The following is a 24,121-nucleotide window of genomic DNA, read 5'->3' on the forward strand; positions in this document are numbered from 1 at the left end:
AGGCAGGCGATGGGGAGAGGCGGGGCCGAGTGAACACTGATCCTGCAGCGGCGCACGTCTCCATCGGACTCGGCAACTTGGAGCGCGCCGTTCTCGACGCCCTCTGGGACGCCGAATCCCCGCAACTCGTGCGGGACGTGCTGGCGACCCTCAGCGACGCCGATCGGCCGTTGGCCTACACCACGGTGCAAACGGTGCTCGAGAAGCTGGTCCGTAAGGGATGGGCCCGCCGCCAGCGGTCGGGTCGTGGTTTCGCCTACATCGCCTCGACCAGCAGGGAGCAGACCGCGGCACGGCTACTGCATTCGCTGCTGCGCTCAGCCGACGAGGTCGACGCGGCGCTGCTTCATTTCGTGGGACTGTCCTCGGACCGAGAACAGGAGGTCCTGCGGCAAGCACTCACCGACGACGACCACACCTGATCAGCACGGCGTCACCCGGCTCCAGAGGCCACCGCTAGACGCCCCACACACAGGCGAGAAGCAGCGCCACCGTGGTAACGCCAGCAGCGACCGTCGATGACGCCACGCCACCGACGGCCACGGTGACCCGACCTGCTGTTCGTAGCACCCAACTGCGCTGCCGAGGATTCGACGACAGGCGTCGCAATCGAGCTTCCACGGCCGTCTCCGACGCGTACAGCGCTCGTGGCGGTGCTGCCATCGCCGATGCGGCGGCGACCTTCAGCAGCGCGCCCCGCAGGACGGACCGCCCGCTGACCCGGGCGGCCTCCTCGTCTGCGACCAACTCGACCAGACGCCTGACCGCGACGGGTAGTTGCCGATACAGCGGCACGAATCGGGCGACGGCTCCCACGGCGTCGGCGAGAACGACGTGCAGGTGGTGGCGGCCCGCCAGGTGCGCCCGCTCGTGTTCCAGTACCGCATCGACCTCAGCCACTGTCAACCTGGTGCGTAGCCCCGTGGTCGCAACAATCGCATTGGCCCGACCACCCACGCTGAAAGCAACCGCGCCGGCATGTTTCACCCACAACACATCATGCTCACGATGTCCGAGCAGATCGAGCGTCTGCATGGTCGTGGTCGAGCGATCGCGGCTGGCCACGGTCCCGCGCCGGACGCGCTGCCCAAAGCGGAAGGTGAGAAGTGTCAGCGCCCCCAGTAGGCCGATCCCCACGCCCGTGTCCTGGTGTGCACTGGTCAGGCGCAAGATCATGCGGCACTGCTCGACCAACCACATCACCGGTGCGGGCCCGGCATGGCCCGGTATGAGCAGCACGGCGACTGCGAGACCGGCGCTGGTGAGGTTGCCGAGGACCATCGACCACCACAGCCACAGCAAGCACAGCGGGTCGCTGTTGGTCGACTCCAGACGCGTCAGAACACGTGGTGCGAACGTGGCGGTCAGCAGGGCTCCGGCGACCAGCAGAATCGACGTCGTCACACCACGCTCCCTGCCCTGGATCGTCGGCGACTGGGCCGACTGACCCCCACATGCTAGCGACCACCACCGCACCGACTCCGAAGGGACGTCGGCGAGCGGGTGGTGCGATTCGTCCTCACGCCTGCGGCCCCTCCGGACGCCCAGGCCGCAGACGCATGTGCCCTGCAATAGCCCAATGATGGCTCATGCTTGCAGGCATGATCGACACGCAGGGTGGCCGGTGGGCCGTTGCAGCACCGCGCCGGGCGCGGGGTTCACTTCTCGGTTCCGTCTACGTGGTGGGAGGTCTCCACCTGGTGGGGTGGGGGGTGCTGATCGTCGCGGTGGTTCCGCAGAACCTCAGCCTCGGATCGGAGGGAGTGTTCGATATCGGGGTGGGACTCACCGCCTACTTGCTCGGCGTTCGACATGCCTTCGACGCCGATCACATCGCGGTGATCGACAACACCACACGCAAACTCGTTGGGGACGGTCGGCGCGCCGAGACCGCCGGGTTCTGGTTCGCGCTGGGCCACTCGAGCGTCGTGTTCGGCTTGAGCATTGCGCTTGCCTTCGGCCTGCGTGGGATCGGCGGTGCCGTTCAGGACGGCGGCTCCAGTACGATCGCGACCTTCGAGTTCATCGGCACGGTCGCCGCTGCGGTCTTTCTGATTCTCCTCGGCGTGACCAACCTCAGCGCAGCGATCCGCATCGCCCGCATGTACAGGGCTGCGCGCCGGGGCCGGCTCGAAGACAACCGACTGGAGGAGCACCTCCGTCACCGGGGCCTCGTAGCTCCCTTGCTCGGCGGCGTGATCGATCGGATCCGCTCGCCACGGCAGCTTTATCCAGTCGGACTGCTCATGGGGCTGGGATTCGATACCGCATCCCAGGTTGCGCTCTTGGTGCTCGCCGCTGGCACCGCAGCCTGGACGGTGCCGTGGTACGCGATTCTGGTGCTACCTGTCCTATTCGCCGCTGGTATGACTCTGTGCGACACCGCGGACGGCACATTCATGGCTCGGGCCTACGGCTGGTCGTTCACAGATCCGATGCGGAAACTCGCCTACAATTTGACCGTGACGGTGCTCTCGGTCGTCGTGGCTCTTGTCGTGGGAACCATCGTACTGGCCGGCCTGCTTCGTGACCAGCTTGACGCTTCCACCGAAACTCTCACCTTCCTGGCTGATATTGATCTACGTGAAGCCGGGATTGCTGTGGTGGTTCTATTCGGAGCAATCTGGTCGGTAGCCGTGTTGAGGCGCCGTTCTCCGCGCTCCCGTGCGCACCGTTAACGCAGCCGCCTTTTATCGATTGCTGGGCTGAAGTGTCATGAGCACCCGACGATCGCGCAGGCGGGATCGCTGACCCGACAATGCGTTGGAACAGGCACGGGCCCGGGGTCCGGGTGACTCCCCTCGAACCAGATAGACACGCGTATGGACCGGTACTGCCCGGTCAGCACGGTGTCTGACCGGACAGCACTGATCGAGCCGTCATAGCTGACGTAGCACGTGTCGGACGGCTGCGGGGCGTACGGTTTATAGGGTACGCCGTCGGCTGTCCGTTTCGGGCAGCAGTCGACGATTTGTCCGTCCTGCGGACGTGGAAGGCGCTCCCCAGCAATGGTGCGGCTACTCTGGTCAGACTCCTGCGGTTTGGCGCGCCCGTGCACGCTCCTTGTTTTCCTCGGACGCGTTGACCACTTGCACCTTGTCCCCGGTCTGCAACTCATTGAACCAGGCCTCGGCGTCCCCGAGCTCGAGCTTGATGCATCCCGCAGATGACCGGGAACGGTCTCCACCGTGGAAGGCGACGCCGCCGTCTGCGAAGAACACCGAGAACGGCATCGGTGCAGGACGGCCGTCCGGACCGTTGAACTCGCCGCTGACGTGGTCCTTTTCCTTGCGGTACACTCGGAACGAGTGCCCGATTGGGGATTCCTGCCCGGCTCCACCGGAAGCGATGCGTACCGGCCCGCGGATCACCTTCCCGTCACCGATGAGCCAGGCCTGTTGTGATTCGAGATCGACGCAGGCGCGGGTGGAGACCGAACACGGTGTACCAGGAGCGGCAGGCTCTTGATGTGCCTGGGTGGCCACGGTGTTCGAATCGGGCGCCGCATCGGCGCCGGCGCTACCTGCAGTCACGACCACTACGAGTGCAGCCGCGGCAGTGGCGGCGAGTGTCGTCAACTTGGTGCCGTTACGAAAGTAGCGCGTCATGGATCCCTCTTTTCTGAGACCAGGAGTAGGGGCTCAGTTGCTATGACGCTCGGCGACCCATGGTGGTTGCTCGGCGGACCAAGTTTTTTCTTGACGGACGAATGGGCAGGCGCTTGGACTTGCACGTGCCTGCCGAGATACTCACGGTCCAGTCAGGCGACGTAAGAGACGACGGTCATCATGCCCGCTTCTCCATGGTAGATATTATGGCAGTGCGTCAGCCATTGACCGGGATTGTCCGCATCGAAGTCCACCTCGACAGTCTGGTTGGGCAGCACCAACACAGTGTCTTTTCGGGGACCCCGACCGTCGGGGCCGACTACTTGGAAGGTGTGCCCATGTAGATGCATCGGATGGAACATCGTGGTCGTGTTGACCATGCGAAGGCGCACACGTTGACCACTTGAGATTGGCAGGCCGCGAGCCGGATCGTATCGTTCGCCGTTGATCGTCCAGTCGTAGAGGGCCCCGGGGCCGGCCAGCACCAGATCGTGCACCACATCGGGGGGGCGCCGCTGTAGCGTTACCGGCTCGGCGGAAGCGAAGGTCTGTGACAGAACCGCTGACCTGGACGTCAGGGCGGAGGCCGCAGCGCTGGTGTCCACCGGCGAGTTCTGTGGAGTCGACAGTGTCACCGCAGCATGGTCGTTCTTGCCTTCGGCGATCCCGATCAGCGCGGCCGGGGCCTCGGGAATGGTGACGACAGCGTCGATTCGCTCGCCCATTCCGATCACCACTGCCTCGGCGTCGGTGGGGGCGACGGGGAATCCGTCGGTGTGGGTCACCGTCATTGGAGCACCAGGAACTCCGACACGGAAAGCTGTGTCGCCGCCCATATTGATCATCCGGAAGCGCACACGTTGACCGGGACGGACGTCGAGGGTGGTCGGCGCGGAACGTGTGCGGCCGTTGGCGACATAGTGCGGATAGGTGGTGTCGCCGGCATCCCCGCCGAGGACGGACGACGTCGGCATCTGCATCCCACCATGGTCCCCGCCCATACCTGCCATCCCGCCCATGCCGTTGCGGAGCAGGCCGGCCAGAACCTGGTCGGGATTTTGTCCGGTGCCGTCAATCCAATCGTCGAAGATCACGACGTGCTCGAGGTCATAGTCTCCGGGCTCAGCCGGGTCGTCGATGATGAGTGGTGCATACAAGCCACGGTCGAGCTGGGTACCGACGTGCGGGTGGAACATGTAGGTACCCGCATGAGGCAGCGTGAAGAGATACTCGAACGAGCCGCCGGAGGGGATCTGGGGCTGGGTCAACACGGGGACGCCATCCATGTCATTGCGCAGGGCAATACCGTGCCAGTGGACGGTTGTCGGCTGGGGTAGCTGGTTCTCCAGGCGCACCTTCAGCGTATCTCCCACCCGAGCACGGATCTCCGGGCCGGGCAGAGCGCCGTTGTAGGTCCACGTCGACACCGTGCGTCCGCCGATGTCGACCGTGCTGGGTTGTGCCTGCAGAGTGCGTGCCAGAGTTCGGCCAGCGGTGGCTCGCCGCGCCTGCTCGGCAGCCTCGACCTCTGGCCCGCCCGGACCGATGCGATCGGTCAGCGCGACGGTCCGGGGGCTCGCCACCGACTCGCCACAGCCGGTCAGCAGCAGGCCCGCTCCAACACCGCCGGTGGTGCCCAAGAATCGCCGACGACTCCAGGTGGTAGCACTGCGCCGACCGTTGCTCCCGGCGTCGTGGTTCATCGCCGAGCCCCCTGGCCTGGCTGACTCCGTGGACAGTCCGCAGGATCCTTCGACGGCATGTCGGCCGCGTTCATTTGCCGAGTACTCCTCTGTGTGCACTGTGGTCGGTGCCGGCAACACGGGCAGCTCCGCCCCTCGGCAGCGCATCGAAATGATGTGCCCATGCCAGCTCCTCCTACGGAGCGTAGTAGATCGCGTCGCGGCGCCCTGCAGGCGGGTCGGCCCGATCGACGCAGTCTTCGAGCAGGTACTCGGCGCCACGCACTGATCAGCACCCTCGACTTCTCCGCTCTCACGCCCAAGTGCACCTCCAACTACTATGGTGCGTAGGAGGTAGGGCTTGGAGGCATGATCAACATGGGACGTAAACAGAAGCGTCGTGCCGCTCGGCGGGCGAAGCAGCCCGGTCGGGCTGCGGCGACGACGGTCGACCTGGCTGCTGGCTCCCGCTCTCGCAGCGTTGCTCCGTCGTCCGAGCTGATCAACTCGGTCCGGCCGTCGACAGGCGGCCCGCGCCGCCGTCAGGTAGCAGCGCCGAAGGCGACCGACGGCAGTGGTGCCGAGGCCGCCCGCGACTCAGGAGCAGCCGCACTCGACGTCGACGACGGCACTCCGAGCCGCGGGCCCAGCGCGCTCGAGGTCACGAGAGTCGGGTGCGAAGAACTGCGTGACGCAGACCCCCAGGCGTTAGGCCTGAGCTACACCTTCCGCGCCCCGTCCAGCGGTGCGGCCGGACCGGTCACGGTCCAGTTCGACGGCGTTCACCGCTCCTCGACCGCCGGGGCGCCAGACACCTTCACCACACACGACGTCATCGACCCGGTCCTGCCCAACGCCGGGCCCATCACGCTCACCCACCGTGTCGAGAACATCCCTTCCGGCGAATGGGACGTGACAGCCTCCATCGTCGCGGGGCCCGCAGACCTGCGACGGGCCTCGTCTGTCACCGCGTCCGGCCGCACCGGCTACGCCCCGGTCGTCTCGGCGAAGGCGCCCGGGACACGCTTGGGCTCCTGGCCGGGGCTGGTTGGCCTCGGTGCGGTCGTGGCCCTGGGGTTGCAGTCGGCGTTGGTGCTGCGCAGCGGTTTGCCGATGGTGGCGGTGCTGAGCACGTCGTTGCTCGCTTGCCTCGTCGGGCTCGTCGGCGCCAGGGTCTACTACCTGGTCGAACACCGAGATCGGCCACGCACAGGGCCGGCTCGGTGGACGGGCATGTGCCTGCAGGGGTTCGTGCTCGCCGCGATGGCAACGATGATCATCGGTAGCGTCGTCGGCGAGGTGCCGGTCCTCGCTGTCCTCGATCTGAGCGCTCCCGCGCTCGTCATCGGTGCAGGCATCGGCCGGCTCGGATGCTGGTTCGGGGGCTGCTGCGCTGGGCGACCGACAGCGTCGCGCTGGGGTCTGTGGTCCTCTGATCGCCGCCTCGGGATGCGACGAGTCCCTGCGCAGTTGATCGAAGCAAGCGCCGCTGCCGGGATCGGACTGGCGGCCGCAACAGTGGCTTGGTCAGCACGACCGGCGCCGGTCGGCGCCCTGTTCGTCGCCACACTTGCGGCCTACCTACTCGCACGCCAGCTCGTGTTTCCCCTGCGATCACTACCGCGGAACACCCGATACGGCCGTGCCGCCATCATCGTGGCAAGCGCCGTGGCGGTCACCGTCGCGGGCGGCCTGCTGGTCGTCTGATCCATGCCGAGCCGTAGGAGCAGGCGACGCGCAACCCGTCCCGGCGTCATCGCCCCCGAGCTAACAAATTGTCGAACGCCGACGGTCCCCGCCAGCCACGCTATCGACCGCGGCAGTCGTCAGCACGCAGATGTCGAACGCGCCCGATTCGACGATCCGCGATTGAGGGGCCACCGCCCAACGTCGGCGACCGGGTGCCGAACCGCTGGATGTGGTACCCCCGTCCGTGCAGTCGCTCGTTTGAGTATCCGAGGCGGTATCACATGATTGTGGCCCGCTGATCCTGTTGTTTCGGAGGTGTCTGTGCTCGAGGATGCGGACTCGTTGCCACGTCGACCGGGAAATGTACCTGCGGACCTGTGGCATTGGATCGTCGCCGAAGTTGGCATCGACGTAGCACAGCATGTCGATCCACAGGTCGCGGTCGTCCTCGCCGCGCGCCTGGCCATTCGACGAGGGCCACCCGGAACGGAATCGGCTGAAGCGCTACGCCTGTGGCCGTGGTTCATCGACAGCTCGCGTCGTCTGGCTCAACAGCAGGAGATGATGTTTATCGAGTGCGCACTCGCCGCAGGCTGGACTCACGATCAGGTACGCACTGCCGTGCTGCTCGACACAACGGTTGAGCTAACCGAGCACCTAACAGAGCTGGAGCATCAGATCTTTCGTGAAGCTCGACCGCCCCAACCCTACCGCTGAGGTGTGTTCGACCCCCTCGCGCCGAACACACCTCCAACGGCAAACGGACCCGCGCGCATCAAGACTACGACGAGTCGAAGGTCGGTGAGCTGATCGAGATGGTTAATCGCCGTACGGCGAGCCCGTCGCCCGGCCGTAACCGCAGAGTCTGGCCCGGCGACAAGCCGTTGAAGCCCAGCGCTGCGGTGGGTTGTCCACCCAGGGTCGCGGCCAGCCGCGGTAGTCAACTCCACGGCCAACCTGCCGTTGCGGCTGGCGAACACACCCGGGTCGCGCCCGGGTCGCCTTGTGGGAAGCTGGGGCCGCCCGGGGGCTGGGCCCCGGGTCCACTCAGCCAGCCAGCCGCGCCCGCCGTCAGCGCGGCAGCGCCGAACTCGGTCAACGTCAGGGCTCGGCGGCGACTGAGGTGCCTGCGTTCATGTCAGCTCGTCCCGGCGACGCCGATACTCCTCGTCATCGATCTCGCCGCGCGCGTAGCGCTCGTCGAGGATCTGCCGGGCCGAGACCCCCGCCTCGAGGGAAGCACCGGGACCGACCATGGATTCGGACGAGCCGCGCCCGCGAGCCAGCTGTGCCGTTCCATAAACCAGCAGCGACACCCCGAGCAGCAGGAGGATCGGCCAGATCCAGCCCCAGCCCATCATTGATCCACCCATCACAGTCGTGACCTCCTCGTGTTGACCTCACATCGCTGGCAGTTGTGAGCACCGCCGCGCCGACGGCGGGGCTCAGGGCATAACGGCCATACTCCACCGCACGCACGTTAACATACCCCGTGGGGGTACGTTGTAATGGTCAGGCGCGACCCTTGGCACACTCGAGCGCTTCGGCGAGGAGCCCGGTACACCGTGCAGATCGCTCACACCGTCGAGGTCGATCTCGACCATCAGCAGGCCATCGGTGCCGTCACCGCCGCGCTGGCTGAGCAGGGGGTCGGCGTCCTGACCACCATCGACATCAAGGCCGACCCCGGCGCTCTGCTCGGGATCGACTCCGGCGACCAGCCGAGCTCGGCGAGACCGCCACAGACGCTGGCGCACGCCTGCGCGCAGCCCTCGACTCCTTGGCCGAGTGAGTTCGCGGTCGTCACTCCGGCCCTGGCCGACCAGGCGGCGGGATTGGCCCGCCTCGAGGAGAGCCCATCCAGCACCGGACGAGGACGTGGCTTGCGGTGCAGCTTGAGGTGTGAATCTTCGCCCGATAGTCGCTCACACTCCCGCATAGGAGTGCAGCCCGGCGACCACCATGTTGATGAAGAACAGGTTGAACACGATCGTGGCGAAGCCCGCGGTGTTGATCCAGGCCGCGCGCGTGGTCCGCCACCCGGCTGTGGCGCGGGCGTGCAGATAGGCGGCGTAGAGCACCCAGGCGACGAAGGACACGACTTCCTTGGGGTCCCAGCCCCAGAACCGGCCCCAGGCGGCCTCGGCCCACGCGGCGCCGGCGATGATGGCGAAGGTGTAGAGCGGGAAGGCGAGTACCGTCACCCGGTAGGCGAGCCGGTCGAGCGTCTCGGCCGACGGCAGCTTCGCGGCCAGCACGGCGGGCTTCCCGCTGCGCTTCATCAGGAACAGCAGGCTCGCGACGCCGGATACCAGCAGCATGCCGGAGGCCAGCGTGATCGTGGTGACGTGGATGATGATCCAGTACGACTGCAACGCCGGCACCACGGGCGCAGCGTCGAGATAGAGCACCGTCCCCGCGAGGAACATCAGCAGAACGACCGGCGTCAGCACGAACACCCCGGCCGGACGGATCGCGGGATGCCGGTAGACCAGCACCAGCCACGCGGCGACGGCCAACATGCACAGTGCCGAGACGAACTCGTACATGTTGCCGAGCGGCCAGCGGTAGGCCGCGAGGCCGCGAAGTGCGATCGACCCGAGGTGCAGCAGCGCCGCGAGGATCATCAACGAAACGCCGATGCGGCCGTAGCGGTCGACGCGGGCCCGACCCGGTTTGCCGCCGTCGGGCGTGAGGCCCGCTGGGGACGGCTCGGCGACCGCGACCTCAGTCTCCCCGTCGGCCTCCGCCGCAGGGGCGCCGACCGCCACAGGTGCTTCCGACGTGCGCCTGCTGCGGGCGATCCGGCGCGACGCGTACTCCAGCGATGTGAATACCATCGCCAGTAGCAGCACGACGAGCGTCGCCTGGAACAGGCGGTCACTCCACATCGCGGTGATCGGGTCCACGAGCATGTCAACCGTCCTTGTTCTGCGTCGGTGCGAGCAGCTCGGTCGAGAGCCGGTCGAACTCCTCGCCGTAGCCCGCTCGGTCGGTGCGAGCCAGGCCGCCGAGCTCGACCCGGCTGCCCGTGGGGTCACCGTCGGTGGCCTGCACGCGCACCCAGAAGCGGCGCCGCTTGATCAACAGCGACAGAGACAGACCGCCCACCATCAACATCGAGAACATGAGCACCCAGACCTGCCCCGGGTCGTAGCCGACCTGCAGGTTCACCCACGGGGTGACGCCATCGAACCGGACGACGGTGCCATCCGGCAGCCGCACGGTGTCCCCGATACCGAGCCGGTCCTGCGCGACCGATCGCAGCTCACCGTCGTCGATCTGCTGCTGGTCCACGGCGAAGATCGACTGGCCGCGACCGTCGTCGATGCCGAGATCACCGAGCAGCACGTTGACGTCGGCGGTCGGTGCGCGCAGGTCGGGGTGCACCGAGGCCAGGCGGCCCTGCTGGTCGATCGCCCCGGTCGGGGCGAAGGTGCCGGTCACCGCGAGCTGGGTGGTGCGCCGGGCTTCCGGGTCGGTGACGCCGGGGCGCTCGAACTTGGTCGCGCCCTCGGAGAGCTGGGTGCCGCTCAGGTCGACCGGGCGCCACTGGATCTCCCCGGTTCGGCTCTGCCCGTCCGGCCAGGTGACGGTGAATTCCGGCGCGTAGCCGTAGCCGGTGAGGTAGATGCGGTCGCCGTCGGTGCGCAGCGGCTGGTTGATCGAGATGTCGGTCGGGCGCCAGCTGGTTCTGCCGTTGCGGAGGTCTTCTCCGGTCTGGTACGCGACGTCTGCGCCGAAGGTGGCCGGTTGGCCGTTCGGCAGCCAGCTGCCGTTGAAGCGGTCGACCCGCACGCAGAACTGGTTGAGGTCAGTGCCGTCGACGCGCAGCCCGGCCCGGAACGTGTCGTAGCCGAGGACGGAGGAGTTGCAGAACTCGGTGCCGTCCGCGCGGATGATGACGTCACCCTCGTAGCCGTACATCTTGCCCCCGGCCAGACCGAGCAGGATCCCGATCAGGCTGAGGTGGAAGACCAGGTTGCCGGTCTCACGCAGGTAGCCCTTCTCGGCGGACACCGTCCGGCTACCGTCGACCTCGCTGCGTTCGACTGTTCGCCAGCCACGCAGGAGTGTGCGGGCGCGCCCGAGCACCGTTTCGGGAGCCTCGACAGAGGCGCCCGAAACGTGGTGCGGCAGCCGAGACAGGTTCCGCGGTATCGCTACGGGTGGCTGGCGCATCCCGCGCCAGTACTCCCGCGAGCGGGGCAGCACGCACCCCACCAGCGAGATCATCAGCAGCAGGTAGATCGCGGCGAACCACGGGCTGGCGAACACCTCGAATCCGCCCAGTGCTTCGACGATCGGCGCCGCGGCGGGGTAGTCGGCGTAGAAGTCGTCGACGAGGAACGCGTTGAGTGAGCGCTGCGGGAACAGAGCGCCCGGCAGCGCGGCGACGGCGAGCAGGAACAGCAGCACCAGCGCGGTGCGCATGCTCGTCAGGCCGCGCCAGGTGTTGCGCAGCAGGGCCGCCCCGGCCCGGAAGGGCCCGGGGCGCGACGGGGGCTCGCCGCCGGAGCTGGTCTGCGGCGGCGTCGGGGGCGCGGTAGGTGGTGAGCTCATCTCTAGATGGGCGGGGTGAACCCGGCGATCGAGACCTGCAGCTTCACCAGCCACTGTGCCCACAACCCGGACACCAGCAGCACACCCCCGGCGACCTGGACCGCTCGGGTGTGCCGGCGCAGCCAACCCAGCGCGCCAACGGCGCGGGTGGCACCGAGCGCGATGAGCACGAACGGGATCCCCAGCCCGGCACAGTAGGCGAGGATCAGGACGATCCCGCGCAACGAGCCGCCCCCGGTCCCGGCGGCGACGGCAACGACCCCGGCCAGGGTCGGGCCGATGCAGGGCACCCAGCCGAGTCCGAACACCGCACCGAGCAGCGGCGCACCGGCCAGCCCGGCCCGTGGCGCCCAGTGCGCGCGGTACTCGCGCTGCAGCGCCGGGATCAGCCCGGCGAACGCCAGCCCCATCACGATCATCACGACACCGCCGATGCGCTGCAGCACGGCCTCGTTGTCGATCAGTACATCGGACAGCCAGACCACACCGACCATGACGATGGTGAACACGGTGGTGAAGCCCGCGATGAACAGTGCGACCGCGCCGACAACACGCCAGCGGCCGTCGACCGGTCGTGTTCTAGGCGAGCCCGCCGTGTCCTCCGCCGCCGGCCAGGGCGGGTCGCCGGCAGCGGCGCGGGGAGCGCCCGGGTCGGCGAGCGCCAGTACGGTATCGGCGTCGGTACCTGTGCGCCGGGCGGCTGCGCGGGCACGAGCCTCGGCCGAGGTCACCGGCGGTGATTGCGCGCCCACCAACCCGGCCAGATAGGCGAGATAGCCGGGAACCAGCGGCACGACGCACGGCGACGCGAAGCTCACCAGCCCCGCCGCCACCGAGACCAGGACCGCGAGTACCAACGGCCCCGACATCGCGAGAGTTGTGGTCGCACCCATCAGTCACGCGCTCCACAAGTGCGCGGGAGCGGTCGAGATTCAGCGTTCACGGCCTGTCCCCGCTTCGTCGGTCAGCTTGGCGATCAGCGGCAGCAAGTCCGAGCTCGACACCGGGGTCAGGAACACCGCCGCCACCCGAGCCTCGCGGTCCAGCACGATCGTCGAGGGCACCACGTTGCGCGGATACCCGTCGAGCCGTGCCAGGCTGCGGCCCGAGAAGTCATAGATCGAGTCGTAGGTCAGCCCACGGTCGGTTTTGAAGTCCAGCGCAGCCTGCCGGTCGTCGCGAACATCGATGCCGAGCACAACGGCATCGCCACGCGTGGCGTCCTGCACCGCCTGCAGCTCGGGCGCCTCCACCCGGCACGGGCCACACCACGAACCCCAAATATTGATCACGCGGACCTTGCCGGGGAAGTCCCCGATACCGACTTCGGTCCCCGGGTTCATCAGGCTCTCGCCGCGTAGGTCGGTGATCCGCTGACGGCTCTCTGGCGGGTCGTAGGCGATCCGCGTCTGTCCGCCGGGTGCCACGAACTGAAACTCCTGTCCCGGCCCCGACCCGGCCGCGTCCCGGCCAACTCCACAACCGGTCGACAGCAGAACCACCATGACCGCAATCGCTGCAAGAGCGGGGCGCACCTGGCGCCTGTGCGCGCTCACAACACCGCGCTGGTGGGAAAACCTGCGGTACGCCGCCACCCCGGCCTCCTTCCCCTCCGCAGTCCGAACTCCTACGCTCCGTAGAAGCTAGCTCATCGGTCAACACGCCGGGGATCGGGACCCGGGTCTGCGACGACCCAGGTCTGCCGAGGGCCGCAGACGCTCGCGCCCAACGACGCCGACTCGACCTCCCAGCGACGCCGACTCGACCTACCGATCCACGCGCCCCATTCCTCGACGTCGACACAGGGGACCAGGTGGGCTGTTCGCCGGCACCGAAGCCGGTCAGGCACTTGCGGCTATTTCGAACTCTGCACCCAGCAGTCCTGATGCTGGACAGCGTGGTTGAGAAGCGTCGGAATGTTTGCGTGAGGGCCGGAGGTCGGCCTGGTCCACGGTAGGCGGACGGCTCGCCGGAGGCAGCGGTATCCCTCGGACACCTGGCCCGCGGCGACCTCCGCGCCACCGCCGACGCGGTCCGGCTCTCCCGCAGGACCCTGACCACGATCAAGACCAACCTGTTCTGGGCCTTCGCCTACAACACGGCCGCCATCCCGCTGGCCGCGGTCGGCCTGCTCAACCCGATGATCGCCGGCGCGGCCATGGCGTCCGGCTCCGTCTTCGTCGTCGGCAACAGCCTGCGACTGCGCCGCTTCCGAGGACACGCGGACTAATCGGGTCCATCACGACGAGGTGGTGCAGCCGAGTGGCTGCACCACCTCGCGCGCATCGCACCTGCCCAGGATGCGGCTCCCGGGACCAAGCCGGTCGACGCAGCTCGCACTATGGCGGTGTGTCGGCAACACGACAGTCAGCCCCACCCCACGACGCGGGTCGGCGATCGGAAGAGACGGGGCCTCGGGTGGCGACGAGGCCGCAGCGGCGTGTCCGTCGGACGGCACGTCGGACAGCCATCTGCCGCCTCCGCCGAGCAGTCTGCCGGGCACGCCTGGACGAGACAGGACCAATTGGCCGAATGTGATCGCCTTTCGTTAACCCTCCTCTTGCTTTTCCAGGCGATCATTTTACCTTCCTCTTGCTCGGCCAACAGTAGAATGGTGACCTTCGCGATGCAGCGGGAAGCGCGAGCAAGTCCGGCGCCACTTTTCGTGAAGCTGCACGGAAACGCCACCGGCCTGTTGGGGGAGTTCTCGTCGTGCGCACAGGGAGACAACCGGAGATCACCCAGCCGCTGGCGACCCTTGCGGGGTACCGCACGCGCCTTAGACCGTGTTTGAGAAGGGTCGGCGTGTCTGCGCCGCGCGGGCCGCGCTCTGGTCCATCGTGGACGGGTGGCTCGGCGTCAGCGGCGGTATCCCTCGGACACCAGCGATGAGCAGTGGGCGTTGATCGAACCGCTGTTGCCCGAGGCCGGGGCGGGTGGGCGTCCGGAGAAGCACCCGCGCCGGGACGTGGTCGACGCGATCCTCTACGTCGTGCGGGCGGGGTGCGCTTGGCGGGCTCTACCAGCGGACTTCCCGCCCTGGCAGACCGTCTACTGGTATTTCAACCGGTGGGAACAGCAGAAGGTCACCGAGAAGATCCTCCCGGTCGTGCGCCGTCAGCTACGTGCCGACGAGGGGCGGGACCCGGAACCGAGCGCGGGGATCATCGACTCGCAGTCGGTGAAGGGTGCCGACACCGTCGGGCAGGACTCGCGCGGCTTCGACGCAGGGAAGAAGATCAACGGCCGGAAGCGGTTCATCGTGACCGACACCCTGGGCCTGCTGTTGACCACTGTGGTGTGCTCGGCGTCGGTGCAGGACCGCGACGGGGCGAAGTCGATCCTGCTCGACCTGTACCTGCGCACCAGGGTGCGGTTCGTCTACGCCGACGCCGGGTTCGCTGGACGCCTGCTGGAGTGGGCGAACACGATCCTGCGCACCAGCGTCGAGGTCGTGCGCAAACCGCCTGAGCAGCGCGGGTTCGCCGTCCTCCCGCGCCGCTGGGTGGTCGAGCGGACACTGGCCTGGCTGACCGCACACCGCCGTCTGGCCCGCGACTACGAACGCCACCCCGCCGTCTCCGAGGCCATGATCCGCTGGGCCGCGATCAACACCATCACCCGCCGCATCGCCCGCGGCAAGCCGGCCGCCCGCCAACAGAAGTACGTCTTCACACCCGCGACTTGATCTTCTCAAACACGCTCTTAGTGGCCGGCCGGGCCGTCATCGATGCGACTCGCGAGGACGCGCGAGCGGTGCTAACGCAGTGTGCTCGTTCATCGAGGCGCGGGGAATCGGCACGGCGGACCCGGCGCAGGTGGTTGGAGGTAGCGGTTGCGCTGCTCCGGTCATAGATCGTTTCGGCTCTTCCAGGCTCGCCGGTCCGAGCGGAGGGATCTTGCGGCAGCGAGTGAGAGCCACCGATCCGATCACCGGCCGCCCGAGAATCGTAGTGGAATCGGACACGAGGATCGGAATGCCCAGCGGCGTGCAAAGCGTACGGATCGGGCCGTGCATCCGACGTCCGGTCGCTCAATCTGATGGCGCGGTGCCGCGGGACAGCACCGGAGAAACGCAATGACCCGCTGGGACCAACTCATTCGGACACCCGACGATGATGTTCGGACGGGCTTGCGCAGCGGTCCCGGCACGTCGGGATCCACCGGGCTGGAAGCGGGCAGCCCTGAACCCGGACGGATCCTGATCGACCAGGACGAGCCACAGGGCAGGCGTGCGCACCCGACCGAGCGACTTGAGGCTCTGTTTGAGGCGCAGTGCGAGTGGTTGGTCCGATTCGGTTGCGCCGACCGCTCGGCCGTGGATGCCCCGGAGGGTGTCCTCTCGTATCTGGAGCTGGACGACGAGGCAAACCGCTTGGCCCGCTACCTGCGACTGCACCACATCGGCCGGGGGGACAGAGTCGCGCTGCTACTCGGCGGCTCAGCTGATTTCTGTGTCGCGATGCTCGCCGTGGCCAAGGTCGGTGCCGCCTACGTTCCACTGGACGTGCGACTCGATGGCGACCACGTGGTCGCCATCATCGCTGATGCAGGCGCGCAGTTGGTGCTCACGACCTCGACAGTCGCGGCCGGGATCCCTGAACTCGATGCGCGGACGGCGACGACCGTGGTCGAGCTCGACCTCGCCGGGCGCTTCATCGCCGAACAGAGTTCACGACGCTTGCTCGACGTTGAACGCGGCGTGCCGGGCGGGCCGGTCGCCTACATCGTCTACAGCTTCGACACCGACGGACGTCCGCACGGAGTGGCGATCGACCACAGCAGCGTATGCAACTTCGTGCGTGTGGCAGCCGAGGTGTATGGCATCGTGCCCGGTGACCGGGTGTTCCAGGGGCAGTCACCGGCGTCGGACCTGGTGGTGGAGGAAACCTGGGTGCCGTGGGTCGCCGGAGCCACGGTGGTCGCTCCGCCGGCCGGGTCGAACCTGCAGGGAGAGCCGTTGTGGCGCTTCCTCGGTGAGCGATGTGTGACGGTGCTGCGCAGCGACGCCGCGACACTGGCTGCACTCGACGAGCGTCTGCTCGCTCTGCGGCTGGTGCTGTCGAGCGCGTCGTGCCCACCGGAGGTGATCAGGCGCTGGCGCCGTCCCGGACGTCGGCTGATCGGCACCTACGGTCCGCCCGAAGCAACCGTGACCACCACCTGGACCGAGCTGGAGCCGGGCCGGCCCCCTTCGCTCGGCGTTCCGTTGCCGACCTACAGCGTTGTCGTGCTGGACGTCGAGGATCCGCGCTCGGCGCTACCGCGCGGTGCGATCGGTGAGATCGGGATCGCCGGGGTCGGGCTGGCCCGCGGCTACGTCAACCGTGACGACCTGGCACAGGCAGCGTTCGTTGCCGACTCGCTGGATGTGCCCGGCAATCCGTCGCAGCGGATCTTTCGCACCGGCGACCTGGGCCGCATCACCGCCGACGGTCGTATCGAGTACCGAGCCCGACTCGAGGAAGGGCCATCCGCACGTGGCCGTCGCTTCGAGCCGGCACCCCCGAACCTGGAGGCCCTCGCCCCGGAGGCACCCACGACGCAGTCAATGGCGGTAGAACACGCCGCACCGATGCCCCCCGTCCCCGCACCGGGTGCCGGCACCGCCCCCACCGGCGCTGAGGCGCTTCTGGGCGAGGTGCTTGCCGGGGTGCTGGACCGCGAACGGGTCCCCGTCGACGCGAACTTCTTCGACGACCTGGGGGCCGACTCGTTGCTGATGACAAAGTTCTGCGCCCGGGTACGCACACACCCGGACCTACCGTCGGTGTCGATCCAGTACATCTACGAGCACCCGACACTGCGACGCCTCGCCACCGCTCTCGCACTACCGGCCACCGCTCTCGCACCGGCTGAGGCACCGGCGCCGCCGTCGCCGGTCGTGGTGGAGGAACAGTTGGCCGAGATCCTGGCGGAGGTACTCGACCGTGACGAGGTTCCTCCGCAGGCGAACTTCTTCGAGCTCGGCGCGGACTCGTTGGACATGGCCAAGTTCTGCGCCCGCGTCCGCAAGGACCCCGAGTTGCCGACGCTGTCGATACAGGACGTCTACAGCCATCCGACCCTGACCGACCTGGCGGCGGCCGTGGCCCCCGCCGCCGACGGGACCGCACAAGCGGCGCAGGAACTGGCGGTGCAGCTCGGCGAGGTCCTCGCCGCGGTGGTGGAACGGGAGGTGCCGGACGAGGCGAACTTCTTCGACGACCTGGGCGCCGACTCCCTGATGATGGCGAAGTTCTGCGCCCGCGTCCGCAAGGACCCCCGGCTGCCGACGCTGTCGATGGAGAACGTCTACGCCACTCCGACGCTCGTCGGCCTGGCCGCCTCGCTCGCCCCGGCCGCACGAGGTGATCTCACCGCGTCGACTCCGCCGGAGGAGCCGGCCGTCGTGCTCGACCGGTGGGCCTCGGTCCGCCGGGTCGGCACCGCGGGATATGTCCTGTGCGGCGCGCTCCAGGTCGCGTTCGCCGTGGGCTGGTCCTATCTCATGGCGTTGGTGTTGTTCCTGGGTTACGAGTGGTTTGTCGTGTCGCCGACCCTGCTCGATCTCTACACGCGGGCGGTCGTCGTCGGCGCAGCGAGCTTCGCGTTCCTGTGCCTGTTCCCGATCGTGGTCAAGTGGGTACTGATCGGTCGGTGGAAGCCCCGCTCGATCCGAATCTGGAGCCTGGGCTACGTCCGATTCTGGATCGTCAAGACGCTGGTGCGCATGAACCCGCTGGTTCTGTTCCGCGGCTCACCGCTCTACGCGCTGTATCTCCGCTCGCTCGGCGCCCGGATCGGCCGCGACGTGGCACTGTTCGCCCAATCCATGCCGGTGTGCACCGACCTGCTGTCCATCGGTGACCGCACGGTGATCCGCAAGGACGCGATGTTCTCTGGCTACCGCGCCCGCGATGGTCTGATCGAGATCGGGTCGGTCACCCTGGGCGCCGATGCGTTCGTCGGCGAAGCCACGGTCCTCGAGCTCGGCTCACGCATCGACGACGGCGGCCAGCTCGGACACACCTCCGCATTGCTGAGCGGTCAGCTGGTCCCCGCCGGCGAGCGTTGGCACGGATCACCGGCCCGCCCGGCCGGCGTGAACTACTGCACCGTCCCGCCCGCCAGGTCCGGGCTGACCCGCAAGATCGTCTATTCGCTGGTGCAGTTGACCATCATCCTGGGCCTGGCCCTCCCGCTCGCCCTCGGCGGCATCGCGCTACTGCTGCGCGAGGTTCCGCAGCTGACGGCGCTGCTGTTCCCCGGGCCGGAGGCGTTCGTCCACTGGTACTTCTACCTCGAGATCCTCGCTCTGAGCTTCGTGCTGTTCTTCGGCGTCCTGCTCGTGGCGTTCCTGGTGATGATCACCGTTCCACGCCTGCTGGCTCGCGCGGTGCGGCCGGACCGTGTCTACCCGCTCTACGGAGTGCACTACTTCCTGCACCAGACCGTTGCGTTGCTGACCAACAGCGTCACGTTCACGATGCTGCTCGGGGACAGCTCCGCGATCCCGCACTACCTCCGGGCCGTGGGCTACAAGCTCCGGCCACTGGTGCAGACCGGCAACAACTTCGGGATGCTGATCAAGCACGAGTCGCCCTATCTGACCAGGATCGGCACCGGCACCGTCGTCGCCGACGACCTCTCGATCGTCAACGCGGAGTACTCGCACACCTCCTTCCGCCTGTCGCAGACCACGATCGGTACGAACAGCTTCTTCGGCAACCGGATCGTCTACCCGTCGCAGGGCAGGGTCGGGAACAACTGCCTGCTCGGCACCAAGGTCATGATCCCCGTCGACGGCCCGGTCCGAGAGGACGTCGGCCTGCTCGGTTCTCCGAGCTTCGAGATTCCGCGCACGGTCGCCCGGGACGCACAACTCGAGCTCGGCGAGCAGGGACTGCGGCGCGCGCTCCGTGGCAAGAATCGGCACAACGCCGTCACGATCGCGCTGCACCTGATCGTGCGCTGGCTCTACTTCTTCGGGATCGCACTGCTGGTCCCCGGGATCGCGATCTGGGAGGTCACGCTCGGCGCTGCCGAAATCCTGGTCGCGCAGGTGCTGATCACCGTGCTCACCGTCGGGTGGTTCACCGCGGTCGACCGGTCGGTGCGGCGACTGCTCCTGCGGGCGCCGAAGGGGTGCTCGATCTACGAGCCGATCTTCTGGGGGCACGAACGGTTCTGGAAGGTACCCGCTCCGAGCTACCTGCTGTTGTTCAACGGCACCCCGTTCAAGGGGCTGCTGTTGCGCATGCTCGGCATGCGGGTCGGCGCGCGCCTGTTCGACGACGGCGCCGCGTTCGTCGAGCGACCATTCATCAGGTTCGGTGACGACTGCACGCTCAATGAGCGCAGCATCGTCCAGAACCACTCGCAGGAAGACGGTGCGTTCAAGTCCGACTACACCGTCATCGGGTCGCGGGTCACGCTCGGGATCGGCGCCTTCGTGCACTACGGCATCACCATCGGCGATGACGCCGTGATCGAGGCCGATTCGTTCCTCATGAAGGGCGAGGAAGTCCCCGCGGGCGAGACCTGGGGCGCCAACCCGGCCCGCGAGCTGCCCACCAGATCCATTCCGACGTCGGCATGAGCGCCGACCGCGCACCATGGGGAGTCGACATGTCCTTCTCGTCCCGGCCTCCCCAGAACGTGGAGCTCCAGGTCGAATGCCGCCCCGGCACGCCTGCTCTCCTGCAGGTCGACCCGGACGACCCGTTGCAGTGGGCATTCGAAACGAGGCGAGCGCTCCGTGCGGCCGTGGTCGACCACGGCGCAGTGCTGGTCCGCGGTCTGGGCCTGTATGACCCGATCCTGGCCGGCGACGTGGTACGGATGCTCGCCGACGACCTGATGGCCGAGCGTGAGGCCTTCGCACCGCGGGTGCCCTACACCGACCGCGTCTACTCGACGACGCGATGGCCACACGGGATCCCGATGTGCCCGCACCACGAGCTGTCGTACCGCGACTGGTTCCCCGCTTCGATGATGTTCGTCTGCCTGTCCCCGCCCGTCCTCGGCGGGGCCACAGTCCTCGTCGACTCCTCCACCGTGCTCGCAGCCTTGCCCGCGAGTCTGGTGAAGCGTTGTGAGCGTGAGGGATGGATGCTGGTGCGCACCTACAACGGCGACGTCGGTCCGTCCTGGTCTCAGGCCTTCGGCATCGGTGACCGACACGGCGTCGAGGACTACTGCCGAGCACACTCCATCGACTTCGAGTGGCGCCGCGGCGGACAGCTCCGCACCCGGCAACGCCGCCCGGCCGTCGTCCGGCACCCGATCACGGGAGTGCGCTGCTGGTTCAACGAGATCGCCTACTACAGCGAGTGGGTCTTCGGCCCCGAAACAGCCCACGAGTTGCGCGACCTGCTCGGGCCCGACGGGCTACCGGCCACCACCTGCTTCGGGGACGGCACCCCCATCGGCTGGGACCTCATATCCCACATCATGCAGGCATACTCCGCCAACGCCGTCCGCGAGCCCTGGCAGAGCGGTGACCTCCTGGTCGTCGACAACATCCGCACTGCCCACGGCCGTGATCCCTACACGGGGCCGCGGGAGGTGCTCGCTGCGATGGCTGACCAGTGCACACTAGCCGAGTAATTCAACGGTCAGGTCGGGGTCCTGCGCAGGATTCGCGCCTTCCCGCCCTATCGGGCTCCGCCATCACAGGACCGCGCGGGCACGGCTATCGCCTGGCGATGCCGCTGCCCGACAGCGGAGGGTCCGATCGATGAGGTCGCGGATCGTGGCACTCGCTGTCATCGCTGCGGCCTTCGCGGTGGCGCTGTTCGGGATACCGCTTGTCATCGGACTGGCCGAGTTTTCGGTGGCGGAGGAGCGCTCCTCACTGCAGCGTCTCGCGGGGTTCGCCGCTCGCACGGTGCAGGAGGACATGACCGACGATCTCGTGCCGAGACGCCTGCCGGACGGCCCCGGCGATGCCGCGATCGCCCTCTACGACGACGAGGGGACGCGGCTGCTCGGTGACGGTCCCGCGCACGGCGACCCGCCGGTCGAGTACGTCCTCGGCAGCCGCACCGGTCCACCGCCGGTCGAGGACCTGACCGTCGCGGTCCCGGTCAGCGACACGGGCGACATCATCGGTGTGGTTCGTACGTCCACACCGCCGTCTCAAGTCTACGGCGCCCTGGTCCCCATCTGGCTGGGAATGGCGGGCCTCGCCGCTGTCGTGCTGGTGTCAGCGTGGCTACTCGCGCGACGGCTGGCGATCCGTCTGTCCCGTCCGCTCGAGCGCCTGGTCGACGACGCGGACCGGCTGGGAGACGGGGATTTCGGTATCACCCCGGATTCGACCGGTATCGCGGAGACCGACCGGGCGAGCGCCGCCCTCAGCCGAACCGCGCGGCGGCTCGACGACCTCGTCGCGCGCGAGAGAGCGTTCTCAGCGGAAGCCTCTCATCAACTACGCACGCCCCTGGCAGGCCTGCGGCTCCGATTGGAGTCCGCACTCGACCGGCCCGAGCGCATGACGATCGCAGAGATCGCGGACGGTCTGGGTTCGATCGACCGGCTCGAGCGCACGATCGACGAGCTCCTGGTACTGGCACGCGAACGTCAGACGACCTCAGCACCGGCCGATCTCTCCGCGCTGCTCGCCGAGTTCGACGAGGAGTGGCGTTCTCGCCTCGCCCGGGAGAGCCGAAGGTTCTCGATCCGGCTGCCGGATTCTCTTCCGCGGCCGGACGCGTCGTCGGCCGCCGTCCGCCAGATCGTCGGTGTTCTTCTCGACAACGCCTACTTCCACGGTGCAGGGGCGGTGTCGGTCTCCGTCCACGAGCTGGGAGAGAGCGCGATCGCGGTCGAGATCAGCGACGAAGGGTCCGGTGTCCCGACGGCCGCTCTCACGGACGGACACGTCGGGAACGGTATGGGCTTGCCGCTGGCCCGTCGACTCGCCGAAAGCGAAGGCGGACGACTCACCGTCGGTACCGTCCCGTCGACGATGACGCTGCTGCTCCCGGTCGCGACCAAGACCCGCTCTCCGGCGCACCGCGAGAACGAGCCGGTGGATCGACTGAGCTTCCCCCAGGTTCCCGGGGAAGCGGCGGAACCTCAGCATCATCCTGATTCCGGCCGGGGCGAGCCAGCCACGGAGCCCGCGGTGCCGTCGCGGCACCAGGGTTGATCCGGCCGCCTCAATCGGTCGTCCTGCTCGTGCGAACGCGTGCCGGGATCCAGCATGTCGCGACGACGCCGGCGCCCAGTGCGATCACGGCCGCTACGCCGAAGGCTCTGCCGAACCCCTCGCCCGAGCCGGTCATGAGACTTGCTGCCGCGATGCTCGAGACCACGGCGGTGCCGATAGACGCTCCGAACTCGTGAAAGGTGCTGACGATGCCGGACGCGACGCCCGACTTCTCCGGCTCGACCTGCCCCAGTGCCGTCGCCGAGGCGACGAGGAACAGCGAGCCGATCCCCGCAGCGGCTGCGCTCAGCCCGAGCACCATGCTGAGCGTCCCCGCCCACAGCGCGGGGACGGCCAGCCCGAGTGCGGCGAGAAGTAACCCGCCGAGCGCCAGTGCCCGGCCGCCGACGCGCGCCATGACCCATCCTGCGAGGTTGGCGCCGAGCATCGTCGCACCGGCGACCGGCAGGAACAGGAGGCCGGTCGTGAGCGCGCTGTGGCCCATCGCGTCCTGCAGGTAGAAGGAGCCGAGGAAGAAGATGGCGACCATGAGGGCCGTGGCCATCAGGATCACGAAGGTCCCCGACCCCACCGAGCGGCGGGTCATCAGCTCGACATCCATGAGCGGGGATCGAACCCGTCGTTGCCAGACGACGAAGGCCGCATACAGTGCTGCGCCCGCGACGACGAGGCCGACCGTGACGGGGGCGAGCCAGCCCCGATCACCGGCCCCGATCAGAGCGTAGATGACCAGGCCGGTCCCACCGGTGATCAGCACGGCACCCAGAACGTCGACTCCCTGGCGCTCCTGCACCGGGACCCCGGGCAACGCCGGGAGCATGCGGATCAGAAGGACGAGGATCACCGCGCCGACGGGGATGTTCACAAAGAAGATCCACGGCCATCCCGGCCCGCCGGTCAGGACTCCGCCGAGCAGCACTCCGACCGCGCCGCCGGCGCCGCCCATGGCAGACCAGATACCGAGGGCCTTGTTCCGCTCCTCGCCGTCGAACAGTCGCACGACCGACGACAGCGCCGCCGGCGAAAGCATGGCTGCGCCGACGCCCTGCGCGATCCGACTGACAATCAACATCGCCGACCCATCGGCGATACCGGCGGTCAGCGACGCGATCGTGAACACCGCAAGACCGGCGAGGACGAGCCGGCGTGGTCCGATGAGGTCCGCAACGCGTCCTCCGAGCACCATCAGACCGCCGAACGTAAGCGTGTAGGCGCTCGTCACCCATGTCAGCGCGTCGCGGGACAGGCCCAGGTCGGCACCCATGTGGGGTAGCGCGATCGCCACGACGGTGACATCGACGATCAGCATGAACTGAGCAACGCCGAGCAACGCCAGCGTCCGCCAGCGTCCGGTGTGTGCGACCACTCTGGAATCCGGCGGCGTGCCGGTCGAGTCGGGCATGGCAACTCCTTAACTCGTA

The 24,121-nt window shown here is 67.9% G+C and carries 16 protein-coding genes and 2 pseudogenes; 9 read left to right on the forward strand and 9 right to left on the reverse strand.

The window, feature by feature from the left end:
- Positions 1-29 precede the first annotated feature (29 nt).
- On the forward strand, positions 30-422 hold the full coding sequence (locus ZF1_RS27745) for a BlaI/MecI/CopY family transcriptional regulator (RefSeq protein WP_232021794.1): 393 nt from the start codon (positions 30-32) through the stop codon (positions 420-422).
- 34 nt (positions 423-456) lie between these two features.
- Here ZF1_RS27745 and ZF1_RS27750 read toward each other — a convergent pair whose 3' ends face one another.
- Positions 457-1,404 carry a M56 family metallopeptidase gene (locus tag ZF1_RS27750; RefSeq protein ID WP_179763242.1) on the reverse strand — a complete coding sequence of 316 codons (948 nt, stop codon included), beginning with the start codon at positions 1,402-1,404 and terminating at the stop codon, positions 457-459.
- 197 nt (positions 1,405-1,601) lie between these two features.
- Here ZF1_RS27750 and ZF1_RS27755 point away from each other — a divergent pair, with 197 nt between their 5' ends.
- On the forward strand, positions 1,602-2,678 hold the full coding sequence (locus ZF1_RS27755; RefSeq protein WP_482638792.1) for a HoxN/HupN/NixA family nickel/cobalt transporter: 1,077 nt from the start codon (positions 1,602-1,604) through the stop codon (positions 2,676-2,678).
- Positions 2,679-3,026: 348 nt separating this feature from the next.
- Here ZF1_RS27755 and ZF1_RS27760 read toward each other — a convergent pair whose 3' ends face one another.
- Together ZF1_RS27760 and ZF1_RS27765 are read right to left on the reverse strand one after the other, a co-directional pair.
- Complete coding sequence (locus ZF1_RS27760; protein WP_085916904.1) at positions 3,027-3,608, reverse strand: L,D-transpeptidase; 582 nt, start codon at positions 3,606-3,608, stop codon at positions 3,027-3,029.
- Between the two features lie 152 nt (positions 3,609-3,760).
- On the reverse strand, positions 3,761-5,311 hold the full coding sequence (locus ZF1_RS27765; protein ID WP_093355118.1) for a multicopper oxidase family protein: 1,551 nt from the start codon (positions 5,309-5,311) through the stop codon (positions 3,761-3,763).
- A 348-nt stretch (positions 5,312-5,659) separates the two neighbouring features.
- On the opposite strand from ZF1_RS27765, the gene ZF1_RS27770 reads away from it, so the two are divergent.
- Both ZF1_RS27770 and ZF1_RS27775 read left to right on the forward strand, forming a co-directional pair.
- The gene (locus ZF1_RS27770) at positions 5,660-6,997 is read left to right on the forward strand and encodes a prolipoprotein diacylglyceryl transferase (RefSeq protein WP_482638793.1); all 1,338 of its coding nucleotides are present in this window, start codon (positions 5,660-5,662) and stop codon (positions 6,995-6,997) included.
- A gap of 297 nt (positions 6,998-7,294) precedes the next feature.
- Positions 7,295-7,696: a hypothetical protein gene (locus ZF1_RS27775; RefSeq protein ID WP_143105614.1), complete on the forward strand. Its 402-nt coding sequence runs from the start codon at positions 7,295-7,297 to the stop codon at positions 7,694-7,696.
- A 416-nt stretch (positions 7,697-8,112) separates the two neighbouring features.
- Here ZF1_RS27775 and ZF1_RS27780 read toward each other — a convergent pair whose 3' ends face one another.
- The 5 genes from ZF1_RS27780 to ZF1_RS27800 form a co-directional block, all read right to left on the reverse strand.
- Positions 8,113-8,340 (reverse strand): SHOCT domain-containing protein, encoded by a 228-nt coding sequence (locus tag ZF1_RS27780; protein WP_482638794.1) that lies wholly within the window; start codon positions 8,338-8,340, stop codon positions 8,113-8,115.
- 564 nt (positions 8,341-8,904) lie between these two features.
- Positions 8,905-9,894, reverse strand: coding sequence for a c-type cytochrome biogenesis protein CcsB (gene ccsB / locus ZF1_RS27785; protein ID WP_179763250.1), 990 nt, complete (start codon positions 9,892-9,894; stop codon positions 8,905-8,907).
- A gap of 1 nt (position 9,895) precedes the next feature.
- Complete coding sequence (gene resB, locus ZF1_RS27790) at positions 9,896-11,542, reverse strand: cytochrome c biogenesis protein ResB (protein ID WP_179763251.1); 1,647 nt, start codon at positions 11,540-11,542, stop codon at positions 9,896-9,898.
- A gap of 2 nt (positions 11,543-11,544) precedes the next feature.
- The gene (locus tag ZF1_RS27795) at positions 11,545-12,435 is read right to left on the reverse strand and encodes a cytochrome c biogenesis CcdA family protein (RefSeq protein WP_482638795.1); all 891 of its coding nucleotides are present in this window, start codon (positions 12,433-12,435) and stop codon (positions 11,545-11,547) included.
- A gap of 39 nt (positions 12,436-12,474) precedes the next feature.
- Positions 12,475-13,047: a TlpA family protein disulfide reductase gene (locus ZF1_RS27800; RefSeq protein ID WP_179763288.1), complete on the reverse strand. Its 573-nt coding sequence runs from the start codon at positions 13,045-13,047 to the stop codon at positions 12,475-12,477.
- 491 nt (positions 13,048-13,538) lie between these two features.
- Between ZF1_RS27800 and ZF1_RS27805 the strand changes: the two are divergent.
- The 5 genes and pseudogenes from ZF1_RS27805 to ZF1_RS27825 all read left to right on the forward strand — a co-directional run.
- A pseudogene (locus tag ZF1_RS27805) lies at positions 13,539-13,772 on the forward strand (heavy metal translocating P-type ATPase); the annotation flags it as partial.
- A gap of 579 nt (positions 13,773-14,351) precedes the next feature.
- Positions 14,352-15,216 (forward strand): annotated as a pseudogene (locus tag ZF1_RS27810) (IS5 family transposase); the annotation flags it as partial.
- Positions 15,217-15,620: 404 nt separating this feature from the next.
- Positions 15,621-20,123, forward strand: a complete 4,503-nt coding sequence (locus ZF1_RS27815) for a Pls/PosA family non-ribosomal peptide synthetase (RefSeq protein WP_482638796.1) — start codon at positions 15,621-15,623, stop codon at positions 20,121-20,123.
- The gene (locus tag ZF1_RS27820) at positions 20,120-21,133 is read left to right on the forward strand and encodes a TauD/TfdA family dioxygenase (protein ID WP_476655052.1); all 1,014 of its coding nucleotides are present in this window, start codon (positions 20,120-20,122) and stop codon (positions 21,131-21,133) included. The genes ZF1_RS27815 and ZF1_RS27820 overlap by 4 nt, the downstream gene beginning before the upstream one ends.
- Positions 21,134-21,278: 145 nt before the next feature.
- Complete coding sequence (locus ZF1_RS27825; RefSeq protein WP_482638797.1) at positions 21,279-22,679, forward strand: sensor histidine kinase; 1,401 nt, start codon at positions 21,279-21,281, stop codon at positions 22,677-22,679.
- Positions 22,680-22,689: 10 nt separating this feature from the next.
- Here the strand turns inward: ZF1_RS27825 and ZF1_RS27830 are convergent, their stop codons facing one another.
- Positions 22,690-24,102, reverse strand: a complete 1,413-nt coding sequence (locus ZF1_RS27830; protein WP_281010820.1) for an MFS transporter — start codon at positions 24,100-24,102, stop codon at positions 22,690-22,692.
- Between the last annotated feature and the right edge of the window lie 19 nt (positions 24,103-24,121).

The sequence above is a fragment of the Pseudonocardia sp. ZF1 genome, assembly GCF_056835605.1.